Origin of the sequence: Streptomyces sp. DH12 (assembly GCF_020873895.1) — a bacterium.
In the GTDB taxonomy this organism is placed as follows: Bacteria; Actinomycetota; Actinomycetes; order Streptomycetales; family Streptomycetaceae; genus Streptomyces.
In genome coordinates this window covers 76,890-94,322 of the sequence record NZ_JAHWGT010000026.1, presented here as the reverse complement: position 1 = coordinate 94,322, position 17,433 = coordinate 76,890, and the positions used below count along the sequence as shown (strand labels likewise).

Below are 17,433 nucleotides of genomic sequence, written 5' to 3'. Positions count from 1 at the left end.
GGCTCAGTTGGTGTTCAGCGTGAGCCCGTAGTACCGCAGCGTGTCGTCGAGTGGCTGGAAGTAGGACGAGCCGGACCCGTACACCCCGTCGCACTGCTGGCCGGTCGGCCCGCCGGAGGTCATGCCCTGGCCCTGGTTGCCGGAGACGTAGGCGCCGCCGCTGTCACCGCCCTCCGTGCAGACCGAGGAGCTGCCGAGGCCGGTCACGAGGGTCCGCACCTGGGTGCGGGGGTTGGTGTAGGTGACGGAGACGTTGTAGGACGCGACCTCTCCGCACGTCCAGCCCGTGGTCGCACCGGACTTGCACACGCTCGCCCCGCGCGGGGCCCGCTGGCTGCCCTTGACCGCGACGGGGGCGCCGTTGCCCCAGGTGCCGACGGCCGTGGCGATCGCGTCGCCGGAGTCGACCCGGGCGGTGCCCATGTCGACGCTGTCATACCCCTCGCGGTAGCGGGAGCGCTCGCCGACCGCGAACCGGTCGCCGTCGAAGTACAGGCCGGGCCCGCCGGCGACGCAGTGACCGGCGGAGACCAGGTGCTGGCGGCCCTGGGAGTCGCGCGCCCCGAAGCCGACCGAGCACCAGGAGCGCGGGTCGTTGTTCAGGTTCATCCGGCTGCCCGGGTACACGGTGGCCTGCGCTTCGAGGACGTCCTTGTCCTCGACGACGCGGACCGCGCTGCCGCCCTGCCGGGCGGCAGCGGCGAGGAAGGCGCGGGCGGCGGCCTCGTTGCGGTCGGCGACCGTGACGGTGACGGTGTCGGACTCGACGTCCACCTCCCAGGAGGTGACGCCGTCGGGCAGCTGCCGGGCCGCCTGCGCGTCGAGTACGGCCTTGATCCGGTCGAGCGCGGCCTCGCCGCGCTCCGGTATGCGGGCCTGGAGCCCGGCCTTCCGCACGGCCCCGGCGTCCCGTCCGTCCGCGGCGTTCACGACGAGGCGGCCGGCCGCGTCGAAGAACGCCCCGTCCGCACGCACCCCGGCGCGCTCCAGGCGGTCGAGGACCTGCTGCTGGTCGGCCTGGCGGTCGAGGTGCCGAACGGCCGCCGCCTCACTGACGCCGAGGGACTGCGCCAGCGCGTGCACCATCCGCGGCTGGTAGCGGTCGGGCGCCGGGGCGGGCCCGGTGGCCGCCTGCGCGCTCTGCGCCCCGGCGGCGGCGAGCGCCGCGAGAGCCAGGGCGGTGGCGAGCAGGCGGTTGCGAGAGAGGGTCATCGAGGGTCCTTTGCGAAGAGGGGAGACGGGCCGCATTGACGGAGGCATGACAAGCAAGCCCGTCCGGACGGCGACTGGCCGGCACTCCGAGAACCGGCCCCCCGCGCCCTGCGGCCCGGCGGCGCTGTGGGGGAAGCACCGCGGGCATGACTGTGCCCGGTGCGCTCCATGGCCGACAACCCTCGGGCGGCGGCCGGTTTTTAACAGAGTTTCGACTCTCTGTAATCCCGCGGACCGCTTACCCGACGCATCGCACGGCGGCGAACACCGGGCGCGGGCACCACCCCGGCGCCGCACCGTCCGACCACGCCGACCGGGGCGCGCCGCCCGCCGGCCGGCCGAGCGCGGCATCCGGGACCGGCAATCCGCAGACGGCCGTCAACAGGACACCCATAGCCGGCCGTCCGGTGCTCCACTCCCGCCCCGGCCGCACCTCGCCCCCGCCGCGCACCCCGGACGAGGGACCTTCGGCCCCCGTCCGGGGCCCTGCGGGCCTGCCGCCGCCGACCCGCGGGTGATGGGCTTGCGACGCGGGCGACCCGCACCGCCGCCCCCGATCCCGAGGAAGGCAGTCCATGACCACCACCCCCCTCACGCTGACGGCGCGGGCGCAGGACGGCGGAGCGACGGCCCTGGCGCTCGCCGGTGAGCTCGACCTGGAGACCGCCACGCGGATCGAGCCGGAGCTGGTGCGCGCCACGTCCCGCGGTGGCGGACACCTCGTCCTGGACCTGGCGGGCCTCACCTTCTGCGACACCGCCGGAGTCGACCTTTTCATGCGTCTGCGACGGCGGTGCGCCACGGACGGGGGCCGGCTCAGCCTGACGCGGGTTCCCCACCGGCCGGGCCGGGTGCTGCGTGTCCTCGGCATGGACCGCGCGACCCCCTGCACCTTCGTCTGAGCAGGGGTGAGAGGAGCGGCGACAGCGCGGGGAGCAGCCGCCCCGAGGAGGCCGTACCCGCGGTCAGGCGCCGTCCGCGGCGGCCAAGGGGGCGCGCCACACCAGGCGGGTGCCGCTGCCCGCCGACCCCCGGGCCTCGAAGGCTCCGCCGACCGCGCGCGCCCGTTCCTCGAGGTTGGCCAGGCCGCTGCGCCGGCCCCCTTCGGGGATGCCCCGGCCGTTGTCGGCCACCGTCAGGACGACCTCGTCCCGCGTGGCCTGCACGGTGACCTCGACCCGCGTCGCGTGGGCGTGCCGGGCCGCGTTGCTGAGCGCCTCGGTGAGCGCCGCCATGACGTGGTCCGCCACCTCCGCCGGCACGTCGGTGTCGAGGAGCCCCTCCATGCTCAGCCTCGGCGGATGTCCGAGGGCCGAGCCCGCCTCGCCGACGGCTCGGGCGACCCGGGCGCGCAGGCTGGGCCCGGTCTCCTCGTCCCTGGCCCGGAGCCCGAAGATCGTCGACCGGATGATCTTGATGGTTTCGTCGAGGTCCCCGACCGCCCGCTCGACCCGTTCCGCGGCACCCTTGTGCTCCACCAGCCGTGCGGCGCTCTGGAGGGTCATGCCGGTCGCGAAGAGCCGCTGGATGGCCAGGTCGTGCAGGTCCCGGGCGATGCGGTCCCGGTCCTCCAGCAGGGCGAGCTGCTCGGCGTCGTGCCGGCGCTCGGCCAGCTCCAGCGCGAGCGCCGCCTGTCCCGCGAAGGAGAGCAGCGGCCCCAGCTCCTCGTCCGTGAAGACCGGGCCGTCGGCGGAACGCGCCAGCAGCAGGACGCCGCGGGTCCCCTCGGCACCGGTGCCCAGCGGCACGGCGACGGCCGGTCCCAGCCCGGCGAAGCGCCGGGGGCCGGCGTGGTAGCGGGTGTCCTCGGCCAGCGCCGCGGTGGTGACGGGGCTGCCGGAGTCGTAGGCGGCCCCGGACAGGGTGCCGTCCACGGGAAGGACCAGGCCCCGCCGGGAGTCCTCGTCCGCGCCGATCGCCAGCTCGACGACCAGGTCGCGCGTCCCCTGCACCGGCACCGACACGTCGGCGAGCCGGGTACCGGTGATCTCCTGGGCACGCCGGGCGATGAGTTCCAGGACGCGGAGGCGCGGACTGCCGGAGAGCAGGCTGTTGGTGATCTCCGTGTTGGCCTCCAGCCACCGCTGCTGGCGCTGGGCGTTCTCGTACAGCCGGGCGTTGTCGATGGCCACGCCCGCGGCGACGGAGAGGGTGGAGATCACCGACTCGTCCTCGGCGTCGAAGTCCTGCCCGCCCCGCTTGTCGGTGAGGTACAGGTTGCCGAAGACCTGGTCGCGGACGCGGATCGGCACGCCGAGGAACGAGCGCATCGGCGGATGGTGCGGGGGGAAGCCGTACGACGCCTCGTGGGCACCGAGGTCGCGCAGCCGCAGCGGCTCCGGGTTGCGGATGATCTCACCGAGCAGGCCGTGCCCCGCGGGGAGCGGGCCGATCTTCGCGATCTCCTCCGCCGGGAGCCCGGTGGTCAGGAACTGCGACAGGGTCCGGCCGTCCGGGCCGATGACTCCGAGCGCACCGTAACGGGCGTCCACGAGCTGGGCGGCGGCCTCGACGATGCGGCGCAGCACCTGCGCCAGGTCCAGCTCACGGCCCACCGAGACCACGGCCTCCAGCAGGCTGTGCACCCGGTCCCTGGTCCCGCGGGCGGCGTTGATGCGCGCCTGGAGCTCCTCCAGCAGCTCGTCCAGCCGCATCTGAGGCATCCGCGACAACGGCTCCTCCACGCCCACAGGCTCTCCTCGCAACGTCACGCTCCGTCGCGTCCAGCCTATCCGCGTGCGGCTGCGCACCGGGGCGCGGTCACCGGACCGGCCGGGCCCGTACCGGCCGCCCGCCGGAAGCTCGTCCAGGCGGCGGACCCGACGGCCCCGCGCCCCGACTCGGCCCAGACGGGGGGCGCGTGAACGGGCGGCCTGTCCGGGCCCACGTGGCCGCGGACGCGATGTCCGAGGCCGTCGACCTCCTGACGGACCGGCTCGCCACCGGCTGTCGGGCAGGGACCCACCTGCCCGGCTGACCGTCGCCGGGTCCGTCAGCGGCGCGGCCTGCCGTCGCGCGGCGGGGCGGGCGGCCCGTCCTGGGACCGGCCGGTGAGCTGGGTGGCCAGCACGGCGGCCTGCACCCGGCGTTCGACGCCCAGCTTGGCCAGCAGCCGGGAGATGTTGTTCTTGACCGTCTTCTCCGCGAGGTAGAGGCGCTCGCCGATCTCCCGGTTGGTCAGTCCCTCCCCCACCAGCGCCAGGATGTCGCGCTCCCGCTCCGTCAGTCCGGCGAGCCCCGCCTGCTCGTCCTTCCGCGGGTCGCCGCCCCGCAGCCGGGCCATCACGCGTGCCGTCGCCCCGGGGTCCAGCAGCGACTGCCCCGAGGCCACGGTACGCACGGCCGAGACGAGGTCGGTGCCGGTGATCTGCTTCAGCACGTAACCCGACGCCCCGGCCATGATCGCGTCCAGGAGCGCTTCCTCGTCGTCGAACGAGGTGAGCATCAGACAGGCGAGGTCCGGCATCCGGGAGCGCAGCTCGCGGCAGACGCTCACCCCGTCACCGTCGGGCAGCCGCACGTCCAGCACGGCCACGTCCGGGCGCAGGGCGGGGACCCGCGCCAGGGCCTGTTCCGCCGTCCCGGCCTCCCCGACCACGGCCAGGTCGGGCTCGGCGTCCAGCAGGTCGTGCACACCGCGGCGCACCACCTCGTGGTCGTCGAGGAGGAAGACCCTGACCGGTCCTCGCCCCGAGGCGCCGGCGGTGTTGTCCGTCATCTGGCAGCTCCGTCATCCAAGGCTCCGGCCCCCGATGCGGGGGCCCGAGTGCAGCTTGCATCCGGCGGGGTGCCGGGGGCCAGGGCCGGATGGCCCTCTCTCCCCCACGGGTACACCGTCCCCGCGGCGGCTACTCCTCCGACGTGCCGTAGCAGGCGGTGCGCATGATCCGCTACGTCCGGGTGCTCCGTCATGGACGTTCCTTCGGGTACGGGGAAAACGGGGACGCGGAGTCAGCACGGACGGCGCTGGGGCGCTGCGCCGGTGGATCTGCTGCCCGCGGACAGCCTTCCGCCGGACCGGGGGCCGCGCGAAGGTCCGAAGGTCCCTGGGGGCGGTCCGATGGGCTCCCGTGCGGGGTCAGACGCTCCTGCGACTCCACTGCGGCCCCACGCGCGCCCACTCCTCCGCCCACAGGGCGCCGCGTCCGTGGTCGAGGCACCACCCGGCGACCCGGCGTGCCGTCAGGGCGAGCAGGGCGACGCACCCGTGACGGCGAGACCGGCAACCGCCGCGTCGAACCGGGAGGCGGCGGGGCCGAGGAGCGCGGAGGTCAGGGAGCCGTCCGCCTCGATCCACACCGTGACGGACGCGCCGCGTGCGAGCCGGTCGTCGACCGGAACCCGGTCGGTGCGCCTGCCACCCTCGGGCGCGGTCCAGCGGACCGTCGCACGGGTGCGGGCGATCCCCCGGCCCCCGGGTTCGGGGTCGGCGACGAGATGGGCCGTGGCGGTGCGCCGGTCGTGGCACTGCTGCGCCCTGGCGTCCCCCACGGCGTCCCAGGCGAGCGCCCCGGCCAAGGGGGCGCACACGAGGCCAGCAGAGCGGTGGCCGCGGCGATCCAGCGCTCGACCACGTACGAGCGGCGGCCTAGCGGGTCCCGCCGCCGTTGCCACCGCCACCGCCACCGCCACCGCCACCGCAGGACCGTGCCGCTCATCGGCCGGCCGCCGGCCGCCGCAGGCCTACGCGGTCGCGCGACGCACTCGCCGAGGGGTTGGCCGGCCCCGCCCTCGCCGGGCACGGGGAGCAGCACCCTGCGCGCGCCCGCCCGGACGCGGGTGCGGCCGACCCGGCCGAAGCCGTTGAATCCCACGCGTGCGGTCCCCATGTACCCCGCCCGGCGGCAGGCGGCGCACCCGGGGCACGCACACGTCACCTCGCCGCGGAGGAGCCGGGCCCGCACGCGCCGCTCCCTGCCGCACGTCCCGACGGCCCGGTGTCGCCCCCCCCGTCGGCACCGGGCGCCGACGCCGGGGCCGCGCCGGCACGCACCGGCGTCCGTACGGCGCTGCTTTCGACGGAAGTCGACGTTCGCGAGAGACGATCTTCAGTACAGTGAGGGCGAGTTGGCCTTCGTACTGTTCCAGGGGGAGAACCATGCAGATCGCCATCACGGCGCGGGAGGACGGCGGTCGGGTCGGTACGGACGATCTCAGGGGCTGGCTCGGGAAGCAGCGGGAGCTGCGCGGGCGCGTGCAGCGCGGGGCCGGTGAGCCTCCGGCGCCGGGGACGATGGGGACGGCCACCGAGTTCGTCACCGTGCTGCTGGAGCCGGGGGGCGTCGTCACCGTGCTGGTGGCCGCGGTGGTCACCTGGGTGCAAAGCCGCAGCGGCAGTCAGACCGTGACCATCACGCGTCCCGACGGCACCGAGGTGACCGTGACGTCCGACCGGGTCAAGGGCCTCGACGCCCAGCAGGCCGGCGCGCTCGCCCAGGAGCTCGCGGAACAGCTGGGCGCCCCGACGCAGCGCCGGGACCCGGCCGAGCGCGCCGAACCGGCCGAGCGCGCCGAGCGCGAGGTGCAGACCGAGCCGTCCGCCGACCCCCCGGAACCGGGGGCGGCGGACGGAACCCCCCAGGCGCCCGGCGACGGACGGGAAGGACCCGGGCCCGGCCCCGAGCCTGGGGCTGACGGCCGCCGTCCGTGACCGCTCCGCCCCACCGTACCGGCGACCTCGCGGGCCCCGGCGCCCGCGCCGTGGTCGTCGGCACGAGCGTCCACGGCGCCGGGTCCCGACTCCCCGACCTGCCCAGCGTCGAAGCCTCCGCCCGCGACCTCGCCCGCGCCCTCCACGAGATCTGCGGCATGGAGCCCTCGCAGGTCGAGCTGCTCCTCGACCCCGCCGACGGCGCCACCGTCGTCGAGGCCGTCGAGCAGGCCGCCGCCGACACCCGCGGCCTGGTCCTCTTCGCGTTCATCGGCCACGGGCTGCTGGGACCGCAGGACCAGCTCTACCTCGCCACCGCCACCAGCTCCTCGCAGGGCATCGCGCGCTCCATCCCGTACCAGGTCATCAGGGACACGCTCGGCAACAGCGGCGCCCGCGTCGTCGTGCTGCTCGACTGCTGCTTCTCCGGCATGGCGCAGGCCGCCTCCCGGGGACCCGCCCGCCACCCCTACGTCACCGCACGGCCCGACGGCAGCTTCCTGCTGACCTCCGCCTCGAACTACGCCGTCTCCTTCGCCCCCGAGGGCGAGCGTCACACGCTCTTCACCGGGAAACTGCTCGAACTGCTCCATGAGGGCGATCCCTCCGCACCCGCCTGGCTCACCCTGGACGGCGTGTACGCCCACCTCGACCGCCGGTTCCAGGACGGGCCCGTACGCCCCCACCGGCAGAGCGAGGACCGGGCGGGCGAACTCGTCGTCGCCCCCAACAGGGCCTACGTCGCCGCCCGCGTACCGACATCCGAGCCCGCGCACCCCGCCGACGGCACGGCCTGCCCCTACCCCGGCATGGAACCCTTCCGGACTGAGGACCACGAGCGCTTCTTCGGCCGCGAGGGGCTCGTCGAGGATCTGATCAGCGAAGTCGCGGGGTCCGCACAGCCGACGGGCGCGGCGGAGGCGGCGGCCCCCGCACCGGTCGTCCTCGTCGGCGCCTCCGGAGTCGGCAAGTCCTCCATCCTGCGGGCGGGTCTGCTCGCCGGCCTCGAACGCCGCTACGAGTCGGACCCCGCCACGCCCTGGCCCGCGCTGCTGCTCGCGTCCCCCGGACCGCACCCGCTGCGCGCCCTCGCCGACCTGTGGTCCCGGGCCTCCGGCACACCGCGGGCGGAGGTCGAGCGGCAGCTCGGCGAGGGCCGCCTGCCCGGCGACGGGGCCTGCCGGGTGCTGGTCGTGGACCAGTTCGAGGAGGTCTTCACCGCCTGCGAGGACGCGGACGAGCGCGCCCGGTTCATCCGCGCCCTGTGCCGCGGCGCGACCGCCGCCGCGGACGGCGGCGGCCCCCGCGTCGTCCTCGGCCTGCGGGCCGACCACTACGGCAGCTGCCTCGAACACCCCGAGCTTCGTCCCGCCCTCTCAAGGCAGTGGAACGTCTGGCCCATGGACGAGGACGCCCTGCGCGCCGCCATCGAGCACCCGGCCCGCGACGCCGGACTGCGGCTGGAGACCGGACTCGTCGAGCTCCTCCTCCGCGACACCCGCGAGGGCGGCGGCCGCGACCACGGCTCGGCGCTGCCGTTCCTCGCCCACGCCCTGCGCGAGACCTGGATGCGCCGCAGCGGCGCGACCCTCACCCTCTCCGGATACGCGGCGACCGGCGGGATCTGGGAATCCGTGGCCCGTACGGCCGAGGACATCTACGAGGGCTTCGACCAGCCGGGCCGCGAAGCCGTCCGCGACCTGGTCCTCGCCATGGTCGCCCTCACCGGCGGCGGCGAGGAGGCCGTCCGCCGCCGCATCCGTCTCGACGAACTGCTCGAGGACCGCTCCGGGGCCCGGCGCCGCACGGTCACCGGCGTCCGCGACCGGCTCGCCCAGGCCCGCCTCGTCACCGTCGACCAGACCACGGCCCAGATCTCCCACGAAGCGCTCCTGCGCGCCTGGCCCCGGCTACGGCGCTGGATCGAAGAGGACCGGGCCGGGCTGGTGACCCGCCAGCAGCTGACCGACGCCGCGGACGCGTGGCACCGCGCCGGGCGTTCCCCCGAGTACTGCTACCGCGGTACGCGCCTGGTCGCGGCCGACGACTGGCTGCGCGAGCAGCGGCACGCACGGCTGGTACGCCCCCTCGACCGGGAGTTCCTCGCCGCGAGCCAGGAACTCCACCGCTCCGAACGACAGCGCGAGCGGCACCAACTGGAGAAGGAGAAGCGCCGTACGCGCGAGCTGCGGGAAGCGCTGGAGCGAGAGCACCGACAAGCGAAGACCCTCCGTCAGGCGGGAGTACGGCTGCGGCGCCAGGCACGCCGGCTGAAGCAGTTCGCCGGGGTGATCGGCGGGATACTGTGCCTGGCCCTGGTCGCCGCCGGAGTCGCACTCCAACAGCGGTCGAACGCCCGGGCCAACGGCGAACAGGCACAGAACCGCCAGCTCCAGGCAGCCGCCCGCGCCGGCGTCGGCACCGATCCGCGCGCGGCCCTGCTGCTCGCGGTCGCCGCCTATCGGGAGGCCCCGTCGTCGCAGACCCGCGACACACTGATGGACGTACTGAGCGGGACGCAGTACGCGGGCTCCCTCGACGCCGGGGGCGCGGTCGCATCGATGGCGTACAGCGACGACGGCCGGACCCTGGCCGTGGGCGAGTTCGACGGGGTCGTCGGCCTGTGGGACGCGTCACCGACCGGCGGGGAGCCGCGCAAGCTCGCCGAGGTCGTCGCGAAGAAGCCGGGCATCCTCGGGAAGACCGCGCTCTGGATCGGCGACGGCACGTCCCTGCTGCTCACCGGGGCGGACGACGAGAAGTCCGTGGGCGCGTTCTCGCTCGCCCCCGACCGCGGCCGCCCGCAGCCCCGGGGCAGGTACGCGCTGCCGATGGAGGGGTTCGTGGAGCAGGTGGAGTTCAGCCCCGACGGCCGGCTGCTGATGACGTCCTCCTCCTACGACACGAGGCTCTGGTCGGTGGACCCGGCACGCGGCGCCGTCCGCGCCCGCGCGACCCTCCCGCAGCGCGAGAGCAACGTCCGGGCCGCCGCCTTCGGGCCGGGCGGGGCCTTACTCGCGCTGGCCTGGCAGGACGGCACGGCGGAGCTGTGGGACGTCGCGGACCCCGGCCGGCCGCGCAGCCTCGGCACGCTGGAGGGCACCGGCCGCCCCGCCCTCGCCATGGCCGTCAGCGCGGACGGGAACACCCTCGCCATCGGCTCCGGCGACGCCCAGGTCCGGTTGTGGGACGTCTCCGAGGCAGCCGGCCGCGGCCTCGCCGCCGCGGACCGCCGCCCCACCGCCGTGGTCAGCGGCCACGGCGGCCCCGTCGGAGCCGTCGCACTCAGCCGGGACGGCCGCCGCCTCGCCCTCGGCAGCACCGACCACTCGGCGACGGTATGGGACCTCTCCGGGGGCCGGCCGGCCCGTTCGGCCGTCCTGTCCGGTCACGCCAGCACCGTCTCGGCCCTGGCGTTCACGCCCGACGGCCGTACGCTCGCCACCGGCGACACCGACGGGGACGTACGGTTCTGGTCGCTGACGGACCGGCTGCTCCCCACCGTCACGGCGCGGCCGTTCGCCTTGCCCACATCGGATTACTACCGCTGGTTGGAATCGGTGGCGCCCTACGCCCTGTCCCCCGACGGGCGCCTGCTGGCCGTGGCCACCGCCGACGATCAGCTCGGTCTGATACCCCTGACAGGGCCGTCCGTGGGGCGCCGCGCGGGCGCGGTCCGCCTGGGCGCGGACGGGAAGTTCGCGTACACGGCCCTGTGGTTCTCGACCGACGGCGGCCGGCTGGCGGCCGAAGGCCCGGCGGGCGTCCTCACGGTGTGGAACGTCAAGGATCCCGCCCGGCCGAAGCAGGAGTTCCGGGTCCGGGCGGGTCCGGCGGGCCCCATGCACAAGCTGAGGGTCTCCATCCGGGACGACCTCATGGCGACCGGCTCCGAGGCCGGTGCCGCCCTGTGGGACCTCTCCCGGCCCGGCCGACCGGAGCGGCTCGGCTTCCTCAAACGGGAGTGGAAGAAGGTTCCGGACGTCCTGCTCGCCCCCGACGACCCCGTCCTGGCCGTCGACGGGGCACTGTACGACGTCGGCGACCCGCGCAAGCCCGACCGGCTCTCCGCCCTGCCCTCCACTGACGGCAGCCATCACTTTCCGACGCCGCACGCGTTCTCCCCCGACGGCACCCGACTGGTGGTGACGGACTTCGGACGAAAGGGGAGCTTCCTCTACGACGTCTCCGACCCGGCCCGGCCCCGGTTCCAAAGCCACCTCCCCCAGAGCAGCGAAGCGGGGCCGTACGCGTTCAGCGCGGACGGCCGACTGCTCATGGGATCCGGCTCCGGCACCCGGCTCCTGGCCTGGGACGTGTGGGAGCCCACCGCTCCGCACCCCGTCACGGCCTTCACCCTGGACGACCAGGCGCGCGCCCTCGGCATCTCCTCCGACGGCGCCACCCTGACCACCTACAACCACCCCGGTGAGGCCGTCCGCTGGAACATCGCCCAGCTCGGCGCCACCCTGCGTGACCCGGTCGCCCGCGCCTGCCGCCTCGCCGCGGCCAACCCCACCCTCGCCGAATGGGAGCGGATGGCCCCGGGCGTCCCCTTCCGCCGCGTCTGCCCCACCCTCACCCCCGCCCCCTCCCCTCCGCCCAAGGACGCCCTACCGCACTTCCCTGTCCGCCCGACCCCGCTCCCTGCGGGGAAGTGAGGACGGACCGGGCCCTCGGACCGACGCCGCCCACGGCTCACGCTGCCACCGGGGCGACGGCCGTCACAGGGCGGCCAAGGCCCCCAGGCGGGCCGAAGGTCCCGGACACGTGGGCGCAAGGGTGCACCGGCGCTGCCCGGTCGTCGTGGCGGCCCTGACGGCCACGAGGGCAATGGGGGTGGCGGGGGCCGGGGTGACGCACGGTGCGGGCCCGTACCCCCGCAGCGGTCCTCTCCGGGCCGTTCGGTCCGCGTCCTGCCTGTTCGGCCCTGCCACGCCACTCTCGACCGGTGGACGCCGGAAGGGTGACCGGAGACCGACGCACGTGCCGGAGGGTGGCCGCCATGCCCGTTCCCGCTCCCGACGCATCCGCCCTTACCTCGTGGGTGGCCGATGCCGTCACGGCACCGTCCATGCACAACGCCCAGCCCTGGTCGTTCCGCTACGAGCGGGCGCGGGGCGTCCTCACGCTGCGGCCGGACCCGGCCCGCACCATGCCGAACGCCGACCCCTCGACGCGCGGGCTCCACATCGGGTGCGGTGCCGCCCTGTTCAACCTGCGGGTCGCGGCCGCGCACGCGGGGTGGGCCGCCCGGATCCGACTGCTCCCGGAAGACACCGACCCCGGTACGCCGGCCGTGATCACCTTCGTCCCGGGGGACGAGGAGGAGGGCGTCGCGGGTCTCCACCCGGCGATCGGGAGGCGGCGCACCAACAGGGAGCCCTTCGGCGACGAGGCGGTCCCGCAGGCGCTGCTCGACGGGCTGCGCGGTGCCGCTCGGGCGGAAGGGGCGCGTCTGGAGTTCCCCGACGACTGGCAGGTCCAGCAGCTGCTGGACCTCGCGTGGGAGGCCGAGTACCTGGAAAAGCTCTCCCCCGCCGTACGCGAGGAGGTCGCGCGTTGGGCGTCCGAGGGCATCCCGCCGTCCGCGCTCGGGCCCCGGCGTCACGAGAGCCGGGGGCCCGTGAGGGACCTCGCGGGCGGGCGGCGGATCGAGGGCCGCGCCGCGGCGGTGTTCGAGCGGTCGCCCTGCCTGGCCGTACTCGGTACGCGTGGGGACGCCCGGGAGGACTGGTTGCGCGCCGGTCAGGCCATGGAGAGGGTGCTGCTCCAGGCGACGCTGGACGGGCTGGCGGCGTCACTGAACTCGCAGGCGCTCGAATGGCGGGAGTTGCGCTGGCTGCTGCGTGACCCGCTGTCGGAGACCGGCCACCCGCAGATGCTGATCCGGCTCGGTTACGGTCCGGATGTGCCGCCGACCGCGCGCAGGCCGGTGTCCGACGTGCTCACCATCGTCTGACGCGGGCCCGCGGGCGTTCCCCGGCCCGCGCCGCGCGGCACGTCGACGGGGCCGCCGTGCACGCCGCCGTACCGCGTCAGGCGGGGCTGTCCCGCACGAGGATGCGTCGCCCGCTCACCCGTCCCGGTGCCACTGTGATCCACAGGTCCCTCGCTCCTCCGGCCCACGGCGTCGTACGGCTGTGCGCCTCCAGCCTCCGCACGGCACGGGCCTCGGTGACCGTGCGCGCCTCACCGACGACCAGGACGCTCCATCCCCGGGTGAACGCGTCGTCGATACGGTTCACCTCGAAGGCCACCTCGTGGTCGGCGGCCCGCGCCGGGGCGGCGTCCGGCGACGTCCTGTAGGCGACCTCCCCGCCGACGACCAGGTAGTTGACGGGAAGGGTCACCGGGCCCGCCCCGGTGGTGACCCCGACGCGGCCCACGCCGCCGCCCAGCAGCTCCCAGCACTCCGCTTCGTCGAGCTCCACCAGCTCCGCATGGCAGGCGGCCTCCCCGATGCCGGGCGGCAGGTCGACGTCGGCGCCGGTGAGCGCGTCGACGCTCGTCCTGCGGGTGACCGAATGGGCCGCGGACGAGGCGCTGCGCCGCGGTCTGCCGATGCGCCTGGTCTACGGGTCCCGGTGGCAGCGCTACCAGGGTGCCGCCCTCGCGGGCGGACCCGACCGCCCCGACGGGCGGGTGGTCGCCGAGAACGTCCTGGGGGCCGCCGCGGAGCACGTCGCGCGCCGCGCGCGGGGCCGATCGGCCCCGCGAGCCGGCCGTCCGGCCTCTGGTCTCCGGGCCCGGGGGCCGTCGAGGGGGCCACCGCGGGCGGGGACCGGGGCGTAGGGCAGCACGCCTCCTCGGCACAGCCGGCGGCTAGGTTGGGGCCCATGAGCAATCTCGACCGCCAGGCGGTGCCGTCCCTCTGCGGCGGCAGGGGCTTCGTCGCCGCTGAGCCGGTGAAGGAACTCCTCAGCCCCCGCCGCGTCCTCCTCGGGGAGGCCACCGAGGTCCGCCGCCTGCTGCCCAACCTCGGCCGCCGCATGATCGGGGCATGGGCCTTCGTCGACCACTACGGGCCGGACGACATCGCCGACGAGCCGGGCATGCAGGTCCCGCCGCACCCGCACATCGGCCTGCAGACGGTCAGCTGGCTCCACGAGGGCGAGGTGCTGCACCGCGACAGCACCGGCAGCCTCGCGACCATCCGCCCGCGCGAACTGGGCCTGATGACCTCGGGCCGGGGGATCTCCCACTCGGAGGAGAGCCCCCGCCCCCACGCCCGCTACCTGCACGGCGCCCAGCTCTGGGTGGCCCTGCCCGACAGCCACCGCCACGTCGATCCGCACTTCGAGCACCACGCCGAACTCCCCCACGTCACCGCGCCGGGCCTGGCCGCGACGGTCATCCTCGGCACCCTCGACGGCGCGACGTCGCCCGGGACGACGTACACCCCCCTCGTCGGCGCGGACCTCTCCCTCGCCGGCGGCGCCGAAGCACGTCTGCCGCTCGTCCCCGCATTCGAGTACGGCGTGCTGTCGATGTCGGGCGAGGTGCACGTCGACGGCGTCCCGGTGACCCCCGGCTCGATGCTCTACCTCGGTTGCGGCCGCACCGAACTGCCCCTGCGCGCCGCGTCGGACGCGTCGGTGATGCTCCTCGGCGGCGAACCGTTCGCGGAGGAGATCATCATGTGGTGGAACTTCGTCGGCCGCACCCAGCAGGAGATCGAACAGGCCCGCGCGGACTGGACGCACGGCTCCCGCTTCGGGCAGGTGGACGGTTACGCGGGGGGCCGCCTGCCGGCCCCCGAACTCCCGCCCGTGGCGCTGAGACCACGAGGAAGGGTGCGCTGAGCCCGGACCGGTGGACGTGGGAGGAGCAAGCCGCTGCGGGATACGCCCCGGCTTGCCGCCCGGTCGACCACTTCGCGGGCGGTGGCCAGGAGTCCCCGGCCTGGTCACCGCTCTGGCGACCCGGTTCCGTCCGGCCGGGGCGTTCCGACCGCCTCACCCGGACACGCACCGACGTCGGACCCGGCCTACCGGACGGTGGCGGAGCTGTACCTGCCGTGGGCCCGCTCCTGACACGTGGCACGGCGGTCGACCCGGGGGGGGCGGCACTCCACCCGCGCGTCCGGGGCCGTCTCGGCGCGGCCCCTTCGCCTGTCCGGGCGGACGGGCCCGGCGGTGCGGCGGGGCGTGGCGTCCGCCGCGTCCGGGCAGGGGGAATAGCGATGGCCCCGGGCACCGTTGTCGGGGGCACGGCAGCATCCCCGGAGAGGCGGACGGCATGAGCACGATCGAACTGACCAAGGAGAACTTCGACCAGGTCGTGTCGGACAACGACTTCGTCCTGATCGACTTCTGGGCGTCGTGGTGCGGGCCGTGCGTGCGGTTCGCACCGGTGTTCGAGAAGGCGTCGGAGCGCCACCCGGACCTGGTGTTCGCCAAGGTGAACACCGAGGCGGAGCAGGAGCTGGCGGCCGCCTTCGAGATCCAGTCGATCCCGACGTTGATGATCGTGCGCGAGAACGTGGCGGTGTTCGCCCAGCCCGGGGCGCTCCCCGAGGCCGTGCTGGAGGACGTGATCGGGCAGGCGCGCGGGCTGGACATGGACGAGGTGCGCAAGTCGATCGACCAGGCCGCGTCGAAGGGCGGCGCGGAGTCTCCGGGCGGCGGGTCCGCGAGCGGCGGCGCCGAGGGCTGAGACCCTCCCGCCGGGCCGGGACCGCGTCCGGCTGGGGCCGGCGAGGGGCCCGGCCCGGACGGTTCAGCGCTCCAGGACGACGGCGATGCCCTGGCCGACTCCGATGCACAGCGCCGCCATGCCCGTGCCCGAGCCGGCCGCGGCCAGCTGGTGGGCGACGGCTCCGGCGAGCCGGGCGCCGGAGGCTCCCAGCGGGTGGCCGAGGGCGATGGCCCCGCCCCTGGGGTTGACGACCGACGGGTCCAGGTCAGGCCACTCCGCGAGGCAGCCCAGCGCCTGCGCGGCGAACGCCTCGTTCAGCTCCAGGACCGCGAGGTCGTCGAAGGTACGCCCCGCCTTGGTGAGGGCGCGCTGCACCGCCTCGACCGGGCCGAGGCCGAACAGCTGCGGTTCGATGCCGGTCACCGCCGACGCGCGGATACGGGCCAGCGGCTCGCGGCCGCAGGCGCGCAGGCCGTCCTCGTCGACGAGGAGGAGCGCCGCCGCGCCGTCGTTGAGGGGGGAGGCGTTCCCGGCCGTCACCGTCCCGTCGGCGCGGAACGACGGCTTCAGCTTCGCCAGGGCCTCCATGGAGGTCGTGTCGCGGACGGACTCGTCCCGGGCCAGGTCCACGCCGCCGTACGCCACGACCTCGCCGTCGAACAGGCCGTCCGCCCACGCCCTGGCCGCCTTGCGGTGGCTGGCGAGCGCGAAGGCGTCCTGCTGCTCGCGGGTCAGGGCGTGCTTGTCGGCGATCAGCTCGGCGCCCTCCCCCAGCGGCACGGTCCACTCGTCGGGCATGCGCGGGTTCGTCATGCGCCAGCCGAGGGTGGTGGAGTACATCTGCTGGTGCCCGGCGGGGAAGCCGCGCTCGGGCTTGGGAACCACCCACGGGGCACGGGACATCGACTCGACGCCGCCTGCCAGGACCACGGAGGCGTCACCCAGGGCGACGGCCCGCGCGGCCTGGACGACCGCCTCCAGGCCCGAGCCGCACAGCCGGTTGACGGTGACGCCCGGCACCGAGACGGGCAGGCCGGCCAGGAGCACCGCCATGCGGGCCACGTCGCGGTTGTCCTCGCCCGCCCCGTTGGCGTCCCCGAAGTACACGTCGTCGATGCGGCCCGGATCGAGGTCCGGGGTGCGGTCGACCAGCGCGCGCACGACGTGCGCCGCCAGGTCGTCGGGGCGTACGGAGGAGAGGGCGCCGCCGAACTTGCCGATCGGCGTGCGGACGGCGTCGACGATGTAGACGTCGCGGATGCTCATCGGGTCTCTCCCACGGCCTGGGGCGCGCATGCGGGCCCGCATGCGCGCGTACGTACGCGTGAACGCGCGTTCACTACCGACGGGCCGAGTCTCCGGCCCCGCGCCCGCCGGTGTCAACGGCCGGCGGGCCCGCGCACGCACCGGCCCGCCGGCCCCCCGCTCAGGCGTCGCGCGGCTCGGCGACGCGTGCCGACAGGCCGTAGTCCAGCTCGGCCCCGTCGACGAGCAGGGCCTCCACGGTGCGGGTCTCGGGGTCGATGTCGGCGACCATGCCGTCACCGGCGTAGCGGGGGTAGCCGGAGGCGCCGGTCTCGCCGGTGGCCTCGACCACCGCCGAGCGGATGGCCACCTCGGCGAGGTGCGCGGCGTCGCGGCCCTCCGCCGGGCCGGGGACGATCAGGATCTCGAAGCGCTGCGGTCGTGTGTCCATGGTCGAGACGCTAGAGGACGGACGGTGCCGCGCGCACGCCCGGGTGCGCCCTCCCGCGCCCCCTGAGCGGTTCGGCCCCGCACGCCGGCGCCGTCCCGGCCCACACGCGCCCCCGCCCGCCGGCCCCGGCGCGCCGCCCGGACCGGGCGCGCCACGCCGGCCCAGGTCTTGCGCGCTCGGGCCGGCGCGGCGCCGACGGCCGTTCACCGGGGCGCTCTTGTGCGGGTCCGCCCCG

At 75.5% G+C, this 17,433-nt stretch carries 13 protein-coding genes; 6 read left to right on the top strand and 7 right to left on the bottom strand.

Annotated features, from left to right (window positions below; translation table 11 throughout):
* Window positions 1-3 precede the first annotated feature (3 nt).
* Entirely contained in the window at window positions 4-1,212 is a 1,209-nt protein-coding gene (locus LPA54_RS23105) for an alpha-lytic protease prodomain-containing protein (protein WP_228980891.1), read from the bottom strand.
* A gap of 575 nt (window positions 1,213-1,787) precedes the next feature.
* Between LPA54_RS23105 and LPA54_RS23100 the strand changes: the two genes are divergently transcribed.
* Window positions 1,788-2,114 (top strand): STAS domain-containing protein, encoded by a 327-nt coding sequence (locus tag LPA54_RS23100; RefSeq protein ID WP_228980889.1) that lies wholly within the window; start codon window positions 1,788-1,790, stop codon window positions 2,112-2,114.
* A 63-nt stretch (window positions 2,115-2,177) separates the two neighbouring features.
* Here the strand turns inward: LPA54_RS23100 and LPA54_RS23095 are convergent, their stop codons facing one another.
* The 3 genes from LPA54_RS23095 to LPA54_RS23085 form a co-directional block, all read right to left on the bottom strand.
* On the bottom strand, window positions 2,178-3,866 hold the full coding sequence (locus tag LPA54_RS23095; RefSeq protein WP_228980898.1) for a GAF domain-containing sensor histidine kinase: 1,689 nt from the start codon (window positions 3,864-3,866) through the stop codon (window positions 2,178-2,180).
* A 338-nt stretch (window positions 3,867-4,204) separates the two neighbouring features.
* Window positions 4,205-4,930, bottom strand: a complete 726-nt coding sequence (locus LPA54_RS23090; protein WP_228980888.1) for a response regulator transcription factor — start codon at window positions 4,928-4,930, stop codon at window positions 4,205-4,207.
* Between the two features lie 464 nt (window positions 4,931-5,394).
* Window positions 5,395-5,742: a hypothetical protein gene (locus LPA54_RS23085; RefSeq protein ID WP_228980885.1), complete on the bottom strand. Its 348-nt coding sequence runs from the start codon at window positions 5,740-5,742 to the stop codon at window positions 5,395-5,397.
* A 568-nt stretch (window positions 5,743-6,310) separates the two neighbouring features.
* Here LPA54_RS23085 and LPA54_RS23080 point away from each other — a divergent pair.
* The 3 genes from LPA54_RS23080 to LPA54_RS23070 all read left to right on the top strand — a co-directional run bounded on the left by LPA54_RS23080 (window position 6,311) and on the right by LPA54_RS23070 (window position 12,824).
* The gene (locus tag LPA54_RS23080; protein ID WP_228980882.1) at window positions 6,311-6,862 is read left to right on the top strand and encodes a hypothetical protein; all 552 of its coding nucleotides are present in this window, start codon (window positions 6,311-6,313) and stop codon (window positions 6,860-6,862) included.
* Window positions 6,859-11,523: a caspase family protein gene (locus LPA54_RS42700; protein ID WP_228980879.1), complete on the top strand. Its 4,665-nt coding sequence runs from the start codon at window positions 6,859-6,861 to the stop codon at window positions 11,521-11,523. The genes LPA54_RS23080 and LPA54_RS42700 overlap by 4 nt, the downstream gene beginning before the upstream one ends.
* 344 nt (window positions 11,524-11,867) lie before the next feature.
* A complete protein-coding gene (locus tag LPA54_RS23070) occupies window positions 11,868-12,824 on the top strand; it encodes a nitroreductase family protein (protein ID WP_228980876.1) in 957 nt (318 codons plus the stop codon).
* 76 nt (window positions 12,825-12,900) lie between these two features.
* Here LPA54_RS23070 and LPA54_RS23065 read toward each other — a convergent pair whose 3' ends face one another.
* Complete coding sequence (locus LPA54_RS23065) at window positions 12,901-13,296, bottom strand: pyridoxamine 5'-phosphate oxidase family protein (protein ID WP_228980873.1); 396 nt, start codon at window positions 13,294-13,296, stop codon at window positions 12,901-12,903.
* 405 nt (window positions 13,297-13,701) lie between these two features.
* Between LPA54_RS23065 and LPA54_RS23060 the strand changes: the two genes are divergently transcribed.
* Together LPA54_RS23060 and trxA are read left to right on the top strand one after the other, a co-directional pair.
* The gene (locus LPA54_RS23060) at window positions 13,702-14,667 is read left to right on the top strand and encodes a pirin family protein (protein WP_228980870.1); all 966 of its coding nucleotides are present in this window, start codon (window positions 13,702-13,704) and stop codon (window positions 14,665-14,667) included.
* A 436-nt stretch (window positions 14,668-15,103) separates the two neighbouring features.
* Window positions 15,104-15,520 (top strand): thioredoxin, encoded by a 417-nt coding sequence (gene trxA / locus LPA54_RS23055; protein ID WP_228980869.1) that lies wholly within the window; start codon window positions 15,104-15,106, stop codon window positions 15,518-15,520.
* Between the two features lie 63 nt (window positions 15,521-15,583).
* Here the strand turns inward: trxA and LPA54_RS23050 are convergent, their stop codons facing one another.
* Together LPA54_RS23050 and LPA54_RS23045 are read right to left on the bottom strand one after the other, a co-directional pair.
* Window positions 15,584-16,768: a thiolase family protein gene (locus LPA54_RS23050; protein WP_228980866.1), complete on the bottom strand. Its 1,185-nt coding sequence runs from the start codon at window positions 16,766-16,768 to the stop codon at window positions 15,584-15,586.
* Between the two features lie 160 nt (window positions 16,769-16,928).
* A complete protein-coding gene (locus tag LPA54_RS23045) occupies window positions 16,929-17,198 on the bottom strand; it encodes a hypothetical protein (protein WP_228980863.1) in 270 nt (89 codons plus the stop codon).
* Window positions 17,199-17,433: the final 235 nt, after the last annotated feature.

What these genes read in the sequence shown, in the direction of transcription:
- LPA54_RS23105 (WP_228980891.1), bottom strand. Translation starts at nt 1,212, where the DNA reads ATGACCCTCTCTCGCAACCGCCTGCTCGCCACCGCCCTGGCTCTCGCG.
- LPA54_RS23100 (WP_228980889.1), top strand. Translation starts at nt 1,788, where the DNA reads ATGACCACCACCCCCCTCACGCTGACGGCGCGGGCGCAGGACGGCGGA.
- LPA54_RS23095 (WP_228980898.1), bottom strand. Translation starts at nt 3,866, where the DNA reads ATGCGGCTGGACGAGCTGCTGGAGGAGCTCCAGGCGCGCATCAACGCC.
- LPA54_RS23090 (WP_228980888.1), bottom strand. Translation starts at nt 4,930, where the DNA reads ATGACGGACAACACCGCCGGCGCCTCGGGGCGAGGACCGGTCAGGGTC.
- LPA54_RS23080 (WP_228980882.1), top strand. Translation starts at nt 6,311, where the DNA reads ATGCAGATCGCCATCACGGCGCGGGAGGACGGCGGTCGGGTCGGTACG.
- LPA54_RS23070 (WP_228980876.1), top strand. Translation starts at nt 11,868, where the DNA reads ATGCCCGTTCCCGCTCCCGACGCATCCGCCCTTACCTCGTGGGTGGCC.
- LPA54_RS23060 (WP_228980870.1), top strand. Translation starts at nt 13,702, where the DNA reads ATGAGCAATCTCGACCGCCAGGCGGTGCCGTCCCTCTGCGGCGGCAGG.
- trxA (WP_228980869.1), top strand. Translation starts at nt 15,104, where the DNA reads ATGAGCACGATCGAACTGACCAAGGAGAACTTCGACCAGGTCGTGTCG.
- LPA54_RS23050 (WP_228980866.1), bottom strand. Translation starts at nt 16,768, where the DNA reads ATGAGCATCCGCGACGTCTACATCGTCGACGCCGTCCGCACGCCGATC.
- LPA54_RS23045 (WP_228980863.1), bottom strand. Translation starts at nt 17,198, where the DNA reads ATGGACACACGACCGCAGCGCTTCGAGATCCTGATCGTCCCCGGCCCG.